The organism is Hymenobacter oligotrophus (genome assembly GCF_003574965.1).
Classification (GTDB): Bacteria; Bacteroidota; Bacteroidia; order Cytophagales; family Hymenobacteraceae; genus Solirubrum; species Solirubrum oligotrophum.
Genome location: NZ_CP032317.1, coordinates 1,925,797 through 1,942,096, shown reverse-complemented (window position 1 = coordinate 1,942,096; position 16,300 = coordinate 1,925,797). Strand labels below are relative to the sequence as shown.

Genomic DNA, 16,300 nt, shown 5'->3' with positions numbered 1-16,300 from the left:
TTTCCTGTTTCTACTCCCATAGATGGTGCCGCCGGCCTCAGGTTTAAAGCCCGACCAAAAAAGATTGTTTGCGACGGATCTTGCGCGGGTTGCTTGGCTAGAAATTGGGCGCGGCTTGGCCACTGTCTGCGCAGGGCTACTTGTAAAAGGCGGCCAACGCGGCACCTAGGGCAGTTACCCTAGGGCAGTTACATTTTGGTGAAGGTCACCTCGAAGCGGCCGTCGGTGAGCTGCAAGGCATCGGAAGGCACTTGGCCCAAGTTCTTTACGCGCACCACCTTGCCGCTGAAGCTGCCGGCAATGGTGCGCGCGGTTGCGTTGTAGCTCGTAACGGTGAGCGTGCCGCCCTCCACCGAGGTGTAGTAGTTCAGGGCGTCTTTGGTGCCCTTGGGGTAGTAAAACACCTTCACGTATTTTTCGGTGCTTTGCACGCCCAGCGGCAAGGTGGCGGGCAGTTTCGGAAAAGCCGCGGGCATAATTTCGAGCATCACGTGGCTGCCGTCGCTAAGGTTGCCGCCTAGGTTCAGGGCGTTCATCATCAGCAGGCAGGTGTTGAAACCCGGCTTCCCCGTCAGGGCCTTGCCGTTTACCTTCACGCTGAAAGTGTTGGCCGCAGCAGGCGGCGCCGGCCGAAAGCCAAACACGGTAAGCAGCAAAGCCGGCGCTGCTACCCGGGCGAGTACAGATGCGTTCATAAGCTGGAGGATTTTGGCAGTGAGCAACGAAACCTAAAACCTACGCCTAGGTGCGCCTGGGCGCAGTTACTGCCCTGCAGCTGCGGCAGGCGTAGGCGGCGTGCGCTTGGCCGCTACGGGGCCAGCGCCCAACAAGGCCAGCCGCAAGCGGCTGGCATCTTGCTCGAGCTGGGGCTTAATCTGAGCCAAGGCGCCGCGCAGGGCCGCTACCTCGGCCAGCCGGGGGGCTTCGCTTTGCGAGTAGCCGTGGTACATGGCCACCTTCACGCGCGATGCGCCGGTGGCCGTGTAGGTGGCCAGCACCTGGCCGCGGGCGTTGGCAATTTGCACTTGGGCCGTAAGCTGGCTTTGGTAGTGCTCGAGGGGCACGCCCACCAGCGAGGGCAGCATAAACGTAACCAACTGCAACACCTGCAGGCCTTTGCTGCTGCGTTCGATGGCCGCGTGGGTTACCTGCAGGAGGGCATAACCGTAGCGCAGGGTGTCTTCGGGGTCGCTCAGGTTCATGCGCACTTCGCGCTCGAACAGCTTCTCGGCGTCGTCGGGCAGGCTGACGTCGGTTTGGGCCAGGGCGCCGTTGTCAACCCGTATTTCCAGCGAAGGCAACCGGTTGTTTAGCGACAGGCGCGATGGTTGCCACAAAATTCGATCGACCGATTGGCACCCCGAAGCCAGCAACACCAGCGTGCTCCAAACCAACGCCGCGCGGTACCACTGTTGCATGGTTGTAGCAATCGAATAAATACGGTTGGAATCCTATGAAGGGCTGCACCTGAGCAGTAGTCAAATATAATTAAGTAATTATAATATATGAAAATATTTATTGTTCAGTGCAAGTGCTACGGAATAGTACAAAAAAGTTGTTGTAGCTACTGGCCTGTTACCAGGCAAGCAATTGCCGGCGAGGCTTGGTAATTGGCAAACCCGGCCACTGGTAGGGCCAAGCCTTGCAGGCAGCCAACCCAACAGCCTTGCTCCTTTGGTAAGCACATGCCCATTTCCGCTGCCGGGTAAAAGCAGCAGCCCGGGCCCCGCGCTGTGCGGAACCCGGGCTGCTGTTGGGGGTGCTAAGCGGCCGTTGGCCGCCGGGCCCCTAGGGCTTAGTGGTTGCGCGTAGCGGCCACCGGCGCCGTGGTTTCTTCCTCAAACAAGTCGTCGACTGGTTCGCCCTGGTAGTTGTCGACAAACTCGCCTTCCCAGCGGGCAATTACGGCCGTGGCCAGGCAGTTGCCCATTACGTTTACAGCGGTGCGGGCCATGTCCATCAGGGCGTCGATGCCCAGGATGATGAACACCGGCCACGAAGGCAGGTTGAACGACGCCACCGTAGCCAGCAGAATCACGAGCGAAGCGCGCGGCACACCGGCAACGCCTTTCGAGGTGAGCATCAGCGTAAACACCATTACCAGCTGCTGGCCCAGGGTTAGCTCGATGCCGGCTGCTTGGGCCACGAACACGGCCGCCAACGAGAGGTACAGCGTGGTACCGTCGAGGTTGAAGGAGTAGCCCGTGGGCATTACAAAGGCTACAACGCGGCGCGGTACGCCAATGCTTTCCATGGCCTCCATGGCGCGGGGCAGGGCCGCTTCCGACGAGGTAGTGGCGAAGGCAATACTTACCGGCTCGGCAATGGCTTGCACAAAACGCTTAAGCGGAATGCGCGCAATCAGGGCCATGGGCAGCAAAATCAGCACCACAAAGGCGATGAGCGCGGCGTAGAGCGTAAGGAGCAATTGCAGCGCGTTCAGCAGCGGTGCAAAGCCCATTTTGCCTACTGTGTAGGCAATGGCACCGCCCACACCTAGGGGCGCGAAGAACATTACCACGTTGGTGAATTTGAACATCACCTCCGACAAGCTCTCCGACCACTCCAGAATGGGTTTGCGGTGCTGCTCTTTCACCATGGCCAGGCCAATGGCGAAGATGATGGCAAACACCACCACCTGCAGTACTTGCCCTTCGGCCACCGATTTGGCAATGTTCTCGGGGAAGATGTGCAGAATGATGTCGGCCGTGGTTTGCTTCACGGTTTGCAGCGTTTCGGTTTCGGCGTTGCCGGCTTGGCTAATGCCCACGCCGGCCCGTGTGAGGTTGATGGCCGCCAAACCAATGAACAGCGCGAAGGTGGTAACCACTTCGAAGTAGATAAGGGCCTTAACGCCCATGCGGCCCACCTTCTTGAGGTCGGAGTGGCCGGCAATACCTACCACCAGCGTAGCAAATACCAGCGGAGCAATAATGGTTTTAACCAGGCGCAGGAATACATCCGACAGCACCTTTAGGTTTTGAGCCGCTTGCGGGAAATCGGCACCGGCTTCGGCACCCACCAGCATGCTCACCACAATCCAGAATGTGAGGGAGCGGCGGGCCGAGGCCCAAACAACGATGGCCAGCAAGGCTATCCAGCGGGCAGCCATGGGTACGGCGGGTGGCAGGGCAACCACGCCGTAATGCGACAGGGCGGTGAGGAGGGCAGCCAGCAGCAGCAAGGCTATGGCCGGCACGGCAACGCGCGTAAGCTTCATAAATAGCAGTAAGTCCAGTCTTCGGCTCGGATGGGGGTACCGAAGGTGGACAAAGATAGACGTTTGGGCGGCAGTCCGCTGATGTGCGCCGCTGGCTTAATTTGCACCCCTGCCCGAGTGGGCTCGTATTGCTCCCGTATGCTGCACTGGTCCATCGGCTCGCTCGAGCTGCCGCTTCGCTTTACCTGGAAAATTTCGCGCAACGCCTCCGACGCCAAAACCAACCTGTTGGTGCGGGCGGGCGAAGGCGCGCAGGCCGGCTGGGGCGAAGCTGCGCCCAACGTGCGCTACGCCGAAACGCCCGAGCTGCTGCTGGCACAATTTGCCGCCCTGCAACAAGCCGGGCTAGGTAGCGTGCAGCACCTCCATGACCTAACGGCCCTGCTCGATGCCGCCAATCCCGCCCACGCGCTACGCTTCGCGGTAGAGTCGGCCTACGTGCACCACCAGGCCCGCAAGCAAGGCCTGAGCGTGCCCGAGCTGCTGCAAGTGCCCACACCCGCCGCGGCGGTGCCCACGGCCTTTACCCTGCCCATTATGGAGCCAGGCGCGGTGGCCGGTTTTGTGCAGGCGCAAGGCATGGCGCGTTTTCCGCTGCTGAAGGTGAAAGTAAACCAGGAGGGCGGCGCCGATTTGCTGCGCGAGCTAACCCGGTTGCTGCCCGGCCACCCTTTGCTCGTCGACGGCAACGAAGCCTGGCACGACGCCGATGGCCTGTTGCGCTTCGTGGAAGCAGTACGCGACTTACCCGGCCTGAACGTGCAACTGCTAGAGCAGCCGTTGCCCGCCACCTGCACCGACGATTACCGCCACCTGCACCGCCGCAGCCCCTGGCCGCTCATCGCCGACGAATCGGTGACCGATACTGCCGATTTCGCCGCCATTGCCGAGCAATTTCACGTGCTGAACATGAAATTGATGAAAGCCGGTGGCTACCTCAACGGCGTACGGCTGCTGCGCCAAGCTCAGGCGCACGGTCTGCGCACCATGATTGGCTGCATGGTTGAAACCAGCCTAGGTATATGGTCGGCGCTGCAGGTCAGTGGCCTGGCCGAAGTGTGCGACCTAGACGGTTTCCTGATTGTGCGCGACGAGCCTTACGGCTTGGTGCACGAAACAAACGGGCACCTGACCGCTCAAGCGCAGGTGCCCGTTTTATAAGCTGTCAGTTGTTAGTTGACAGTTGTTAGTTGCTAGCTGACGGCTTCCGACCTAGGGCTGACAACTAACAACTGTCAACTGACAACTGACAACTATCAACTACCAACCTACTTCACGCTTCGCAGTTGCTCGTCGAGGGCCTTGATCTGGCTGTCGAGCTGGCTGGTGTCGGGCAATTTGGGGTGGCCTTGGCTGAGCAGCGAAATCTTCTGGTTGAGCAGTTGCAACTTCTGCGCCATCAAATCAACGCGGCGGCCTAGGTCGGCAATGCGCTGGTCGGCCTCGGCCGTGCTGGGCACCGCGCCCTGGTCGACGCCGCCAAACTTGGCATCGGCCGGGGCGGTTTCGCCGCGGGCGGCCGCGGCGCTTTGCGGCGTGGCGTATACAATGCTGCCGTCGGCGCGCACGTAGTCGCCTTCTTTCAGCGTAGTAATCTTACCGCCGGGCAGCTCCACAATACCGCTCTTCACGTTTACCTTGGTGCCGTTGGGCAGGCGCACGTTTTGGCTTAGCCCAACGGTTTGGTTGCCGCGGCGCTTTACCACCGAGCCGTTTTGCATTACAAACTGATCGGTGCTTTGAAGTTCGCGCTGGTTATCTTGCTGGGCAGCTTGGGCGGGTGCGTTTTGGGCTTGCGCGGCAGCGGCCGTGGTAAGGCAAGCGCCAATCACAAGCAGGAGGGAGGTCAGCTTTTTCATAAAGGAAGGAGTGTGGTCTGGTTTGTGCTGTTACCGCACGCCCTCCATACGGCAAAGGCTAAGCAAAGGTGGATTAGTCGGTTTGTGAAAAAAATATTGGAACGATGTTGATACATATAATGTATGTACATATATTTGCAACGTATTCTAGATGACGCATGAAGCTCGAAGACGAAATCCAACAGCGGGTGTTCAAGAGCGCCTACCAAAAAGCCCACTTGAACGTGGTTTTTACGGCAGGCTGGCTGCAACAACGCCTGGCTGCGGCCTTCAAGCCCTACGGCATCACGCTGCCGCAATACAACGTGCTGCGCATTTTGCGGGGGCAGCATCCTAAGCCTGCCACCGTGAACCTGCTCATCGAGCGCATGCTCGATAAAACCAGCAACGCTTCGCGCATTGTGGATAAGCTGGAGGCCAAGGGCTTGGTAACGCGGCAGGTGTGCCCCAGCAACCGCCGGGCCGTGGATATCCGCATTACTGACGCCGGCCTCGAGCTGCTGCAGCAAACCGAGGAGCTGGCCAACGCCAAGCACAGCGGCCTCGAAAACCTCAGCAACGAAGAAGCCGCGCTGCTCAGCGACTTACTTGATAAAATCCGCAGCTAAACACCACGCTGCTAGCAACACAACAACTGTTCTCTCACTTCTCTTAAATCATGAAAAAGTTTGTTCTGCCCCTGCTGCTCGTAGGCGCTCTGTTTACCGCTCCGGCCCACGCTCAGGAGAAGTTTGGTGTTAAGAAAACCACCCCCGGTACCGCCAAGGCCAACAACAACGCCTACGCCGCGCAGCCGCAGCTGAGCACCCTAGGTTGGGTGGGCAAAAAAGTAGGTGGCCAGCACAACGGCACCGTGGCTCTGAAAGACGGCCAGATGCTGGTGCGCGGCAACCAAGTAACGGGCGGCACCTTCACCTTCGATATGAACTCGATTAAGGTGGACGACATCAAAGACGCCGACTACAACGGCAAATTGGTGGGCCACCTGAAGAACGACGACTTCTTCAGCTCGGAGAAATTTCCGACCGCTACTTTCGTAATCACGAATCTGAAGCCACTGAAAGGCGATGCCAACGGCAACAACGCCCTGGTAACCGGCAACCTCACCATCAAAGGCAAAACCGGCGTGGTAAGCTTCCCGGCTAAAGTAGGCGTGAAGGACGGCGTGGCTTCGGCCTCGGGCGTAGCTACCGTCGACCGCACCAAGTACGACGTGAAGTACGGCTCGACCCTGTTCGGCGCCGCCGCCGATAAGGCCATCGACGACAATTTCACGCTGAGCTTCAACGTAATTGCCAAGCAGCAAGCTCAGTAATCAACCTCCTACCCAGTAGGCCCAAAAGCGAGAACGGCCCCACCTGCATTGCAGGTGGGGCCGTTCTCGCTTTTGGTACCCAAGGCACCTAGGGGGGCCTAGCGCTGGCCGCCGTTGTTGGCGGGGGCAGGGCTGGCCGCGGGGGCCGCAGCCGGGGCGGCTTGGGGCTCGGCGGCCGGGGTAGCCGGCGTGGCGGCCGTGCTGCTGCGCAGTACCACGCGCAGCGGAGCCACGTTGGTTTCGCGCAGGGGCAGAATGCCGTGTACCGTTTCGCCGGGCTTAATTACCTTGTTGGTGAGGTCGTAGGTAGCAAACTCGTTGCGCAGGTTTTTGTTGGCGCCGCTGGCACCCAGCATGTTGCCTACGGCTACGGCCGGGCCCCACGGAAACAGCACACCGCCCGAGGTCTGGCCGGTCATGGGGTCGGTAGAGCCACCTAGGCGGCCAATGCCGAGCACGTAGAGCAGGTAAATAGCCACGCCCTGCTTCAGGTCGTTGGCGGCTTGCACCGACGGCACAGCCTGCACCGGACGCTCGCCGAAGTACAGCTCCAGGTCGCGCGAGAAGTTGATGTCGGCGCTGGTGTTGTTTTTCACGCTAACGGCCACAATTTGGTAGCCTTGCTTGCGCTCTTTCTTAACGTACTTTTTGTTGGGGCCGTTGGTAATCAGGGCGCTGTACTTGTAGCCGAACTCAACGGGGGCGTTGGCTGCGGCTACCGATTGGTACGTGGCAATGCGCGCCGGACGAATGGGAGAATAGCTGCCCGCGCAGCTCGTTAGGCCCAGGAATGCACAACCGGTAAGGATACGGGTAATGTTTTTCTGCATAAAACGGATGAAGAGAAGGAGTGGAGCAGTTAAATGCGTTATGCGCAGCCTCCAAATCTAAATCCGTTTTTGCATTCGCTCTTATTTATTTTATATAATAATTCTTTTGTTATAACCATTGTAGTTTAAGCGCAAAAGGCTGCGCCTCAATGGGCCGTTTAGTGCGGCAGCTCCAGCTCTTTGGGCAACGCGTAGCGCAGTTGGCGGTGCTTCTCGTGGCCGCGCAGCGTGGTCAGGATTTCGTCGATTTCGGGCTTGTATTCCAGCCACAAATCTTCGTGCAGTTTGGGCACTAGCTTGGCCGTGCGCAGCAGCATTCGTACCGTGGCCACGTAAAACGATTGAAAGTACCCGTCGAAGTATTGGCTATACTCTTCCTGCACCAGGCGCAAGGTGTAAAGGCTCAGCTCCACCTCCAGGCGTTTGTCTTTGGTGATGCGCTTGGCCCGGGCAATTTCCTTGGCCGCTTTACCTAGGGCCCGCGAGAGGGCGCGGTTCATTACGCGGCCGTTGGCTTTTTGCAGCAGCTCGGCAATGCGCTCGGCGTGCTCGTCCTGAATTACGCGCAAGTCTACCTCAGGCAGAATTTCGTAGCGCAGCAAATCATAAAGCTCGGCGTCGCGACGTACGGCTTTCAGCAGCAGGTCTTCTTTTTCTTTATCGGAAAGTTGGCGCAGGGCACGCTTGAAGTCGGTAGAAGGAGCGGGCATTCTAGAACAACGGTGAGCAGGTAAGATGGAGCAGGTTCGACAGTGACCTTCTTGCTAAAGAGAGGACCTCATCACGCGTGAACGGCTAAACGCCCTCCACGGTGACAAGGTCCTGCTTCTAACCCAGTGTGGCAGGCAGCAAAATTACTGTCCGCTCGTGTTGGTGCCCGCAGCCGGAGCCTCCGGCTTCAGGTACATGTCGAGGTAGTTCGTGATTTTGGTGTAGAGGTGCACCCGGTCTTTGCCGCCCACGTTGTGCGGGTGGCCGGGGTACACAAAGTAATCGAGCTGCACACCCTTATCAACGGCGTTTTTAAGGTAGGCCTGGCTGTGCTGCCACACCACCACGTCGTCGATGGTGCCGTGGATCATCAGCAGCGGCGCCTTCAGGTTCTCCACGTAATTGAGCAGGTTGGCTTTCTGGTAGCCCTCGGGGTTTTCTTGCGGAGTGTCCATGTAGCGCTCGGTGTACATCACCTCGTACAGGCGCCAGTCGATAACGGGGCCGCCGGCCACGCCCACCTTAAAAGTGCCTTGCGGAGCGCGCGTAAGCATGGTCGTCGTCATGAAACCGCCGTAGCTCCAGCCGTGCACGCCAATGCGCTGGGCGTCCACGTAGGGCAAGGACTTCAGGTAATCGACGCCTTTAAGCTGGTCGGCCAGCTCCTGCGTGCCCAACTGCCGGTGCGTGGCCTGCTCGAAGGGCAAGCCGCGGTTGCCCGAGCCGCGCGAGTCGACGGTGAACACCACGTACCCTTTCTCGGCCATCATCTGCATCCAGAGGTTGCCGCCGCCCAGCCACGAGTCGGTTACGAGCTGCACGTGTGGGCCGCCGTACACGTAAATCACCGCCGGGTACTTCTTATTTGGGTCGAAGTTGGGCGGGGTAATAAGGCGAGCGTACAGGTCGGTTTGTCCATCGGCTGCCTTAATCGGGAACACCTTGGTAGCACCTAGGCGGTAGTTGGCCAGCGGGTTGGGCGCGTTCAGCAGCTGCGCTTGGCTTTTGCCATCCTTGGTGCCCAGCACGGCAACGGTGCGCGGCGTGGTTTGGCTGCTGTACGAATCGAGCAGCCGCTCGCCCGAGGGGCTAAGCGTGCCGGTGTGGGTGCCGGCCCCGCTGCTGATGCGGCGCGGCTTGCCGCCACCTAGGGGCAACGCGTAGAGCTGGCGCTGAATGGTGCCCTCTTGGTTGCTGGCGAAGTACACCGTTTTGCCCTTGCCATCGAAGCCGAGCACATCGGTTACCAGCCACGGGCCTTGGGTGAGCTGGCGCAGCAGCTTGCCCGCGGTGTTGTAGAGGTACAGGTGGTTGTAGCCGTCGCGCTGGCTTTGCCACACAAATTGATCGGGCTGGCCCGGCACAAACTGCAGCGGGTGCTGCGGCTCCACGTACTCCTTATCGGTTTCCTCAAACAAGGTTTTCACCAACGCACCGGTAGCAGCATCGAACTGGCGCAGCCACATGTGGTTTTGCTCGCGGTTGAGCACGGCCACGTACACCGATTTCTCGTCGGGGCTCCAGCTGATGTTGGTGAGGTATTGCTCCTTGGGCTCGCCGGTTTGCAAAAACACGGTTTTGCCCGTAGCCACGTCGTACACGCCCACGGTTACGTGGTGGCTTTTGTCGCCGGCCATGGGGTATTTAATGGGCTCGGCCTTGGCCGGTACTTCCGCGGTGTTAATCAGCGGATAGTCCGTTACCATGGTTTGGTCCATGCGGTAGTAAGCCATCTTGTTGCCTTTGGGGCTCCAAAACGTGCCCTTGGTAATGCCGAACTCGGAGCGATGAGCCGCTTGGCCGTTCACGATGGCCGGGTTAGCTTCCGAGGTAACGGCCACGTTCTCCTTGCCTGCTTGGCTGATGAACAGGTTCTGCTCTTTGGTGTAGGCTACCCGCGTTTTGGTCGGGTCAAACTCCACGTTGTCGGCGCCAGCCTGGTAGCCGAACAGCTTGGTGGCTTTGCCCTCGGCCGTGGAGTAGCGGAATACCTCGCGGCTGGGCATGGCTACCAAAAAGGCGTCGGGGCCCGTCCACTGCACCTGCGGAAAGCCCATGGCTTTTACGGCCGGGGCACCAGCGGCTTGCAAGGCTTGCCCTAGGTTGCCGAGCGTTACCACGGATTGCAGGGTGCCGCCCACGCGGCCGCGCACCAGCTCGTCTTGCCCGTTTTCGGTGCGCACAAAGCTGTATTCGTCTGTCGAGTTGGGTATCCAGCCCAGTTGCCGGAGGTTGGCGGGGTTGAGGGCGGTGTTGCGGAAGGCGTCTTCCACGGTAAGGAGTTGCTGCTGCGCCAGCGCGGGCGAGCCGGCCAAGGCCAGCAGTACTAGGGGCAGCGAAAGCCGCCGCAAAATAACGTGCATAAAGGGCGAGAAGTGGGTGAGGGCCGAACGATTGTGCCGGGAAATTACAGCAGAATCAACAGAAATGGCCGCCCTACAAATTCCGGTTCGGCGGCAACTATACCACGGCGCAGGGTGTTATGCTGTACCATCCGCCGGCCCACAACCTACCACCTGAAGCTGTACCTTTACGCCATGAACACCAAACCGCTGATTGCCCCGGACGAAGAGGTTTTGGTGCTGGAAGAAAGCACCGACCTGCGCGACCTTGTGGTATACAACGACGACGTAAATACCTTCGACCACGTCATCAAGACGCTAATCGACGTGTGCGGCCACGAGCCTATGCAGGCCGAGCAATGCACGCTTCTGATCCATTACAAAGGCCAGTGCACCGTGAAGGTAGGCTCGTACGAAGAGCTGGAACCCATGTGCACGGCCATTCACGACCGCGGCATTTCGGCCGACGTAGTATAAGCGTTGCCAGTTACCCGTTGTCAGTTGTCAGGGCCCTAGGTGGGTGGTGGCTAACTGACAACTAAGAGCTGACAACCGACAACTAACCCGAATGGAATTTCCCTCTAAACTGATCGAAAACGCGGTAGCGGAACTCTCGAAGCTGCCCGGCATTGGCCGCAAAACGGCTTTGCGCCTGGCGCTGCACTTGCTGAAAGCCGAAACGGAAACGACCAGCTCGTTGGCCGAGGCATTGGCTAAAATGCGCTTCGATATTCGGTACTGCAATTCCTGCTTCAATATCTCCGACACGGAGCAGTGCTCGATTTGCGCCAACCCGCTGCGCGATCATAGCACCGTGTGCGTCGTGTCGGACATCCGCGACGTAATTGCCATCGAAAACACCGGCCAATACCAGGGCGTGTACCACGTGTTGGGCGGCGTCATCTCGCCCATCGAGGGCATCGGCCCCAGCGACCTGCACATCGAACCGCTGATGGACCGTATGCAAGGGGAGGAAGGCGAGGTAAAGGAAGTTATTCTGGCCATCAGCCCCACGATGGAAGGCGACACCACGGCCTTTTACCTTACGCGCCGCCTGCGCGAGTTCCCCGAGGTGCACATCAGCTCCATTGCCCGCGGTATTCCGGTGGGCGGCGAGCTGGAGTACGCCGACGAGATTACCCTAGGTCGCTCCATTGTGGAGCGCCAACGGCAGGCCCGGTAAAGCAGCGCCACACAAGCTAAACCGCCTCAGCTATGCAGTTGAGGCGGTTTTTATTTTGGGCATTGGTGCAATTGCAGGGGAGGGTTGTGGCAAGCAGGATATTAAAGAATCAAAACCTAGCAGTTAAGAAATCTATAAGATGCGGCTCGTCCGTAGGTAGGGCATTAGCAAAGTCGCTAACTTTCGGTGTATTGCTTTTCCACCCGTGCCGGCTTACCCCAAGCTCTCTGTCGTAATCGTTAATTACAACGTCTGCTACTTCCTGGAGCAGACGCTGTTGTCGGTGCGCCGTGCTGTTGAAAAGCTGGGCGAGCCGGTGGAGGTGTTTGTGGTCGATAACAACTCCGTCGACCGCTCGGTGGCCATGGTGCGGCAGCGCTTTCCGGAGGTTATCCTCATTGAAAACCAGGATAACCCCGGCTTCAGCAAGGCCAACAACCAAGCCCTGCGCCAAGCCAAGGGCGAGTACCTGCTGCTGCTGAACCCCGACACCGTGGTGGAGGAAGATACCTTCCGGGCGTGTTGCGCGTTTATGGATGCGCACCCCAAAGCCGGCGGCCTGGGGGTGAAGATGCTCGACGGGCAGGGCAAGTTTCTGCCCGAAAGCAAGCGCAGCCTGCCCACGCCCTGGATTGCCTTTTACAAAGTGTTCGGCTTGGCAGCGCTGTTTCCGAAGTCGCGCACGTTTGGCCGTTACCACCTAGGTTTCCTCGACCAAGACCAGACGCATGAGATAGAAGTGCTGAGCGGTGCGTTTATGCTAATGCGCAAAGCCGCCCTCGACCAAGTAGGCCTGCTCGACGAAGATTACTTTATGTACGGCGAGGACATTGACCTCTCGTACCGGCTTACGCAGGGCGGCTGGAAGAATTACTACTTCCCCGGCACCCGCATCATCCATTACAAGGGCGAAAGCACCAAGCGCACCTCGGTAAACTACGTGTTCGTGTTTTACCGGGCCATGGTCATTTTCGCCCAGAAGCACTTTGCGCCCAAGCAGGCCGGCGCGTTTTCGCTGCTCATCAACTTTGCCATTTGGCTGCGCGCTGGGGTGGCCCTAGGTCGGCGCTTCTGGGACAAGGGCTGGCCCGTGCTGCTCGATGCGCTCATTATCCTGGGGGGCATGTACTTCCTGAAGGATTACTGGGAGCAGAACCACAAGTTTGTGCCCACGCCCTACCCGCCGCAGTACATGCTGGTGGCCGTGCCGGCCTACATTGTGGTGTGGCTCAGCTCGGCCTACCTCAGCGGCTCCTACGACGAGCCAGCCAAAACCTCGCGCATTGCGCACGGCATCCTTATCGGCACGGTGCTGATTTCGGCCATTTCGAACTTCCTGGATGCCTGGCGTTTCTCCAAAGCGCTGATCATCCTAGGTGGCGTGTGGGCTGTGGGGGCCATGGTAGCGCGGCGGGTAGTGCAGCATTTCATTCGCTACCGCGATTTGCGCCTCTCCGAGCAGCCGCCCAAGAACATTGCCATTGTGGGCTCCGAGGCCGAAAGCCAACGCGTGCGTCGGCTGTTGGGCGCCGCGGCCGTGCAGGCCCGTATTCTGGGTTTCATCAGCCCCGCCGACGAAGGCTCGTCGGCCGACACGCCGGCCGACCAACTGGGCTCGTTGCGCCAACTTGACGAGGTGTTGCGCATTTACGACGTGACGGAGCTGGTATTCTGCGGCAAAGACCTGACAGCCAGTCAGATTATGGGCAACATGGTGCAGCTGCAGGACACGCACCCCGAGGTGGCTTTCAAGATATTGCCCGAAGACAGCGACTACATCATCGGAAGCTCGTCGAAGGATGCGCCCGGCGACTACTACGCCCTCGAGATTGAGCTGAACCTTTACAAGCCCCAGCAACGGCGGGCCAAACGCCTGCTCGATATCGGCATCAGCCTGGCCGTGCTGGTGGGTACGCCGCTGGTGCTGCTGCGGCAGCGCGCCGCCCTAGGTGGTTTTTTGCGCAACGTGCTGCGGGTGCTGCTGGGCCGGCGCACGTGGGTGGGCTTGCGCTACATGGCGCCCCGCACGGGCACGCCGCGCGCCGTGTTTTCGCCGGCCGATGAGGCCGTGCACGCCAACTTCGCCATGAACGATGCCACGCGCCGCCGCCTGGAGCTCATCTACGCCCGCGACTATTCGCCGGCCGACGACTTGCGGTTGGTGCTGCGCAATTTTCAGGTGCTGGGGCAGGAGTAGCCAGGGCGAAACCTAGGCAAACGGCAGCGGGTTGTGCCGCAGGGGTTTGTGCAGCGCGGGGCGCCGGCCCATACTGCACGCAGCGCCTATCTGCGTACCTTTGCACTTTCCCCATTTCCCACCCCAAGCCCGCATTCTCTCCATGTCGAACGCTGCCGACACGCTAGCCACCTCGTTCTTATCCGACCGCATCAACGCGCTGGAAGAGTCGCAAACCATTGGCATGGCCAAAAAGGCCCGCGAGCTGGCGGCCAAAGGCGTCGACGTGATTAGCCTGAGCTTCGGCGAACCCGATTTTCAGACCCCGCAGTACGTTAAGGACGCGGCCAAGAAAGCCATCGACGACGGCTACACGTTTTATACACCCGTGCCCGGCTACCCCGAGCTGCGCGCCGCCATTGCCGAGAAATTCAAGCGTGACAACAACCTCGATTACAAGCCCGAAAACATTGTAGTAAGCACCGGCGCCAAGCAAAGCATTGCCAACGCCGTGATGAGCTTGGTAAACCCCGGCGACGAAGTGCTCATTTTTTCGCCCTACTGGGTTAGCTACGAGGAGATTGTGAAACTGGCCGAGGGCACGCCCATTAAGCTGGTGGGCACCCTCGAAAACGACTACAAGGTAACCGCCGAGCAGCTCGAAGAAGCCATTACGCCCCGCACCAAGCTGGTGATGTACTCGTCGCCGTGCAACCCCACGGGCTCGGTGTTCTCGCGCGAGGAGCTGGCCGCCATTGCCGAGGTAGTGGCCCGCAACCCCCACGTGCACGTCATTGCCGACGAGATTTACGAGTACATCAACTTTGTGGGTGAGCACGTAAGCCTGGCGCAGTTTGCCGAGGTGAAGGACCAGGTAATCACCATCAACGGTTTCTCCAAGGGCTACGCCATGACGGGCTGGCGCATTGGCTACCTGGCGGCCCGCAAGGAAATTGCCGCCGCTTGCGAAAAGATGCAAAGCCAGATTACCTCGGGCACCTGCTCCATTGCGCAGCGCGCAGCACTGGCAGCCCTGCAAGGCGGCCGCACCTCGGCCGACGAAATGGTGGAAGCCTACCGCCGCCGCCGCGACCTGGTGCTGGAAATGGTGCGCGAGATTCCGGGCCTGAAAACGCCTACGCCAAGCGGCGCTTTCTACGTATTCCCCGAAGTGTCGTCGTATTTCGGCAAAGCCACGCCCGAGGGCCAGGTTATCGAAAACGCCTGCGACCTGGCTATTTACCTGCTCAACGACGGCCACGTAGCCACCGTAGACGGCGGCGCATTTGGCGCCCCGCAGTGCTTGCGCATGAGCACCGCCGCTGCCGATGAAAAGCTGCGCGAGGCCTTTCGCCGCATCAAAGTAAGCTTGGCCAAGCTGGCCTAATCAGCCCGCACAAGCGCCCTAGGTAGCAAGCCACACCCGGGCAGGGCGCAGCCGGTTACCTAGGGCGTGCGGACAGCTAGCAACAGGAGCCTCATGCTGAGCAAAGCCGAACCGCAGGTTGGCAGAGCCAAGCATCGTACCGAAACCTCACCCCCAGCCCCTCTCCAAAAGAGAGGGGAGCGGGTGCTATCTGAATTCAGCCGCCAGATGTTTCGCTCTGCTCAACATGACACGACCTAGGAAAGCTGTTCGGGCGTGAGAAGGTCCTTCGCTTTGCGTACGCCAGGTGAGGGATGACAATACTATCCGGCGAGATGCTTCGACGAGTTCAGTACGACGGTGTAAAGAACACAGCTCTTTCCGACTGCTTACTTGGCCGCCGGATACCAGTTGCGCAGCCGCACGTCGATTTTCTTGTTGGCCTGGTTTACGGTTTGTTTAAAGGCGGCCACGTCGCTCAGGCCGTTTTGGCCCCGGTAGTGGTACGGGTACACGATGCTGGGCCGGAAAGCCAGCACGCCTTGCGCGGCCTGCTGCACATCCATGGTGTAGGGCAGGTTCATGCACACAAAAGCCACGTCGATGTTTTTGAGGGCGCGCATCTCGGGGATATCCTCCGTATCGCCGGAGAGGTACACGTTTTTGCCGCCCAGGCCCAGCACGTAGCCGTTGCCGCGGCCTTTGGTGTGCATGGCGTCGGGGGCTTCGGGCAGGTTGTACATCGGAATGGCCGAAATCGTGAGGCCCAGCGTGTCTAGGCGCTGCCCGTTGCGCAAAATGCGCACCTGCGGCTTGTACTCGGCCGGCAGCTTATCGGCCACCGCTTGCGGCACCACCATCAGCGCCTTGCCGGCCGCCAAAGCACCTAGGGTTTGGGGGGCGAGGTGGTCGCCGTGAATGTCCGTAATCAGAATAACGTTGGGCGCGGCCAGGCCGGCGTAGGCGTCGGCGCCACCGTAGGGGTCCACGTAAATGGTTTTGCCGTTCCAGGTGAGCACCACGCTGCCGTGCGTAATGGGCTGCACCGCCAGCGGGCCTTTTTTGGTCGGAATTTGGTCGGGGGCGGGGCGCGCCGGGGCCGCCGGCTGGGCCTGCGCCCGGTAAGCGCCGAGGGCCAGGGCCGCGGCAAGAGCGAGGTAGTGCTTCATGGGAGTTGTTGGGTACGGTTGGGTAAACGGCAGGAGCGGGGCCCCGGGGGCATCGGCCACCGTAAAACGTGATGATAACCCGGCCGGCCCGCGCAAGTTCGAGCCGGTGGGGTGGGGCCGCCGGCGCAC

General features: G+C 59.9%; 15 protein-coding genes. 7 read left to right on the top strand and 8 right to left on the bottom strand.

The window, feature by feature from the left end; all coding sequences use genetic code 11:
• Positions 1 to 188: 188 nt before the first annotated feature.
• The 3 genes from D3Y59_RS08295 to D3Y59_RS08285 form a co-directional block, all read right to left on the bottom strand.
• Entirely contained in the window at positions 189 to 695 is a 507-nt protein-coding gene (locus tag D3Y59_RS08295) for a hypothetical protein (RefSeq protein ID WP_119444629.1), read from the bottom strand.
• A 66-nt stretch (positions 696 to 761) separates the two neighbouring features.
• The gene (locus D3Y59_RS08290; protein WP_119444628.1) at positions 762 to 1,418 is read right to left on the bottom strand and encodes a hypothetical protein; all 657 of its coding nucleotides are present in this window, start codon (positions 1,416 to 1,418) and stop codon (positions 762 to 764) included.
• 377 nt (positions 1,419 to 1,795) lie between these two features.
• On the bottom strand, positions 1,796 to 3,220 hold the full coding sequence (locus D3Y59_RS08285) for a dicarboxylate/amino acid:cation symporter (protein ID WP_119444627.1): 1,425 nt from the start codon (positions 3,218 to 3,220) through the stop codon (positions 1,796 to 1,798).
• Between the two features lie 138 nt (positions 3,221 to 3,358).
• Here D3Y59_RS08285 and D3Y59_RS08280 point away from each other — a divergent pair, with 138 nt between their 5' ends.
• Positions 3,359 to 4,381, top strand: a complete 1,023-nt coding sequence (locus tag D3Y59_RS08280; RefSeq protein WP_162910639.1) for an enolase C-terminal domain-like protein — start codon at positions 3,359 to 3,361, stop codon at positions 4,379 to 4,381.
• Between the two features lie 107 nt (positions 4,382 to 4,488).
• Here D3Y59_RS08280 and D3Y59_RS08275 read toward each other — a convergent pair whose 3' ends face one another.
• Positions 4,489 to 5,079, bottom strand: coding sequence for a DUF6799 domain-containing protein (locus D3Y59_RS08275; RefSeq protein ID WP_119444625.1), 591 nt, complete (start codon positions 5,077 to 5,079; stop codon positions 4,489 to 4,491).
• Between the two features lie 158 nt (positions 5,080 to 5,237).
• Between D3Y59_RS08275 and D3Y59_RS08270 the strand changes: the two genes are divergently transcribed.
• Both D3Y59_RS08270 and D3Y59_RS08265 read left to right on the top strand, forming a co-directional pair.
• A complete protein-coding gene (locus tag D3Y59_RS08270) occupies positions 5,238 to 5,687 on the top strand; it encodes a MarR family winged helix-turn-helix transcriptional regulator (RefSeq protein WP_119444624.1) in 450 nt (149 codons plus the stop codon).
• 50 nt (positions 5,688 to 5,737) lie between these two features.
• A complete protein-coding gene (locus D3Y59_RS08265) occupies positions 5,738 to 6,394 on the top strand; it encodes a YceI family protein (RefSeq protein ID WP_119444623.1) in 657 nt (218 codons plus the stop codon).
• Positions 6,395 to 6,492: 98 nt separating this feature from the next.
• Here D3Y59_RS08265 and D3Y59_RS18265 read toward each other — a convergent pair whose 3' ends face one another.
• From D3Y59_RS18265 to D3Y59_RS08250, 3 genes are all read right to left on the bottom strand, one after another.
• Entirely contained in the window at positions 6,493 to 7,224 is a 732-nt protein-coding gene (locus tag D3Y59_RS18265) for a hypothetical protein (protein WP_162910423.1), read from the bottom strand.
• 158 nt (positions 7,225 to 7,382) lie between these two features.
• The gene (locus D3Y59_RS08255; protein WP_119444622.1) at positions 7,383 to 7,934 is read right to left on the bottom strand and encodes a hypothetical protein; all 552 of its coding nucleotides are present in this window, start codon (positions 7,932 to 7,934) and stop codon (positions 7,383 to 7,385) included.
• A 144-nt stretch (positions 7,935 to 8,078) separates the two neighbouring features.
• Entirely contained in the window at positions 8,079 to 10,298 is a 2,220-nt protein-coding gene (locus D3Y59_RS08250; RefSeq protein ID WP_119444621.1) for a S9 family peptidase, read from the bottom strand.
• A 174-nt stretch (positions 10,299 to 10,472) separates the two neighbouring features.
• On the opposite strand from D3Y59_RS08250, the gene D3Y59_RS08245 reads away from it, so the two are divergent.
• The 4 genes from D3Y59_RS08245 (at position 10,473) to D3Y59_RS08230 (ending at position 15,023) form a co-directional block, all read left to right on the top strand.
• Entirely contained in the window at positions 10,473 to 10,754 is a 282-nt protein-coding gene (locus tag D3Y59_RS08245) for an ATP-dependent Clp protease adaptor ClpS (protein ID WP_119444620.1), read from the top strand.
• 91 nt (positions 10,755 to 10,845) lie between these two features.
• The gene (gene recR, locus D3Y59_RS08240; RefSeq protein ID WP_119444619.1) at positions 10,846 to 11,460 is read left to right on the top strand and encodes a recombination mediator RecR; all 615 of its coding nucleotides are present in this window, start codon (positions 10,846 to 10,848) and stop codon (positions 11,458 to 11,460) included.
• 205 nt (positions 11,461 to 11,665) lie between these two features.
• Complete coding sequence (locus D3Y59_RS08235; protein WP_119444618.1) at positions 11,666 to 13,657, top strand: glycosyltransferase family 2 protein; 1,992 nt, start codon at positions 11,666 to 11,668, stop codon at positions 13,655 to 13,657.
• A gap of 142 nt (positions 13,658 to 13,799) precedes the next feature.
• Positions 13,800 to 15,023 (top strand): pyridoxal phosphate-dependent aminotransferase, encoded by a 1,224-nt coding sequence (locus D3Y59_RS08230; RefSeq protein ID WP_119444617.1) that lies wholly within the window; start codon positions 13,800 to 13,802, stop codon positions 15,021 to 15,023.
• Positions 15,024 to 15,391: 368 nt separating this feature from the next.
• Here D3Y59_RS08230 and D3Y59_RS08225 read toward each other — a convergent pair whose 3' ends face one another.
• Entirely contained in the window at positions 15,392 to 16,171 is a 780-nt protein-coding gene (locus D3Y59_RS08225; protein WP_119444616.1) for an MBL fold metallo-hydrolase, read from the bottom strand.
• Positions 16,172 to 16,300 lie beyond the last annotated feature (129 nt).

Coding starts and splice junctions, on each gene's coding strand:
- D3Y59_RS08295 (WP_119444629.1), bottom strand. CDS start 695: ATGAACGCATCTGTACTCGCCCGGGTAGCAGCGCCGGCTTTGCTGCTT.
- D3Y59_RS08290 (WP_119444628.1), bottom strand. CDS start 1,418: ATGCAACAGTGGTACCGCGCGGCGTTGGTTTGGAGCACGCTGGTGTTG.
- D3Y59_RS08285 (WP_119444627.1), bottom strand. CDS start 3,220: ATGAAGCTTACGCGCGTTGCCGTGCCGGCCATAGCCTTGCTGCTGCTG.
- D3Y59_RS08280 (WP_162910639.1), top strand. CDS start 3,359: ATGCTGCACTGGTCCATCGGCTCGCTCGAGCTGCCGCTTCGCTTTACC.
- D3Y59_RS08275 (WP_119444625.1), bottom strand. CDS start 5,079: ATGAAAAAGCTGACCTCCCTCCTGCTTGTGATTGGCGCTTGCCTTACC.
- D3Y59_RS08270 (WP_119444624.1), top strand. CDS start 5,238: ATGAAGCTCGAAGACGAAATCCAACAGCGGGTGTTCAAGAGCGCCTAC.
- D3Y59_RS08265 (WP_119444623.1), top strand. CDS start 5,738: ATGAAAAAGTTTGTTCTGCCCCTGCTGCTCGTAGGCGCTCTGTTTACC.
- D3Y59_RS18265 (WP_162910423.1), bottom strand. CDS start 7,224: ATGCAGAAAAACATTACCCGTATCCTTACCGGTTGTGCATTCCTGGGC.
- D3Y59_RS08255 (WP_119444622.1), bottom strand. CDS start 7,934: ATGCCCGCTCCTTCTACCGACTTCAAGCGTGCCCTGCGCCAACTTTCC.
- D3Y59_RS08250 (WP_119444621.1), bottom strand. CDS start 10,298: ATGCACGTTATTTTGCGGCGGCTTTCGCTGCCCCTAGTACTGCTGGCC.
- D3Y59_RS08245 (WP_119444620.1), top strand. CDS start 10,473: ATGAACACCAAACCGCTGATTGCCCCGGACGAAGAGGTTTTGGTGCTG.
- recR (WP_119444619.1), top strand. CDS start 10,846: ATGGAATTTCCCTCTAAACTGATCGAAAACGCGGTAGCGGAACTCTCG.
- D3Y59_RS08230 (WP_119444617.1), top strand. CDS start 13,800: ATGTCGAACGCTGCCGACACGCTAGCCACCTCGTTCTTATCCGACCGC.
- D3Y59_RS08225 (WP_119444616.1), bottom strand. CDS start 16,171: ATGAAGCACTACCTCGCTCTTGCCGCGGCCCTGGCCCTCGGCGCTTAC.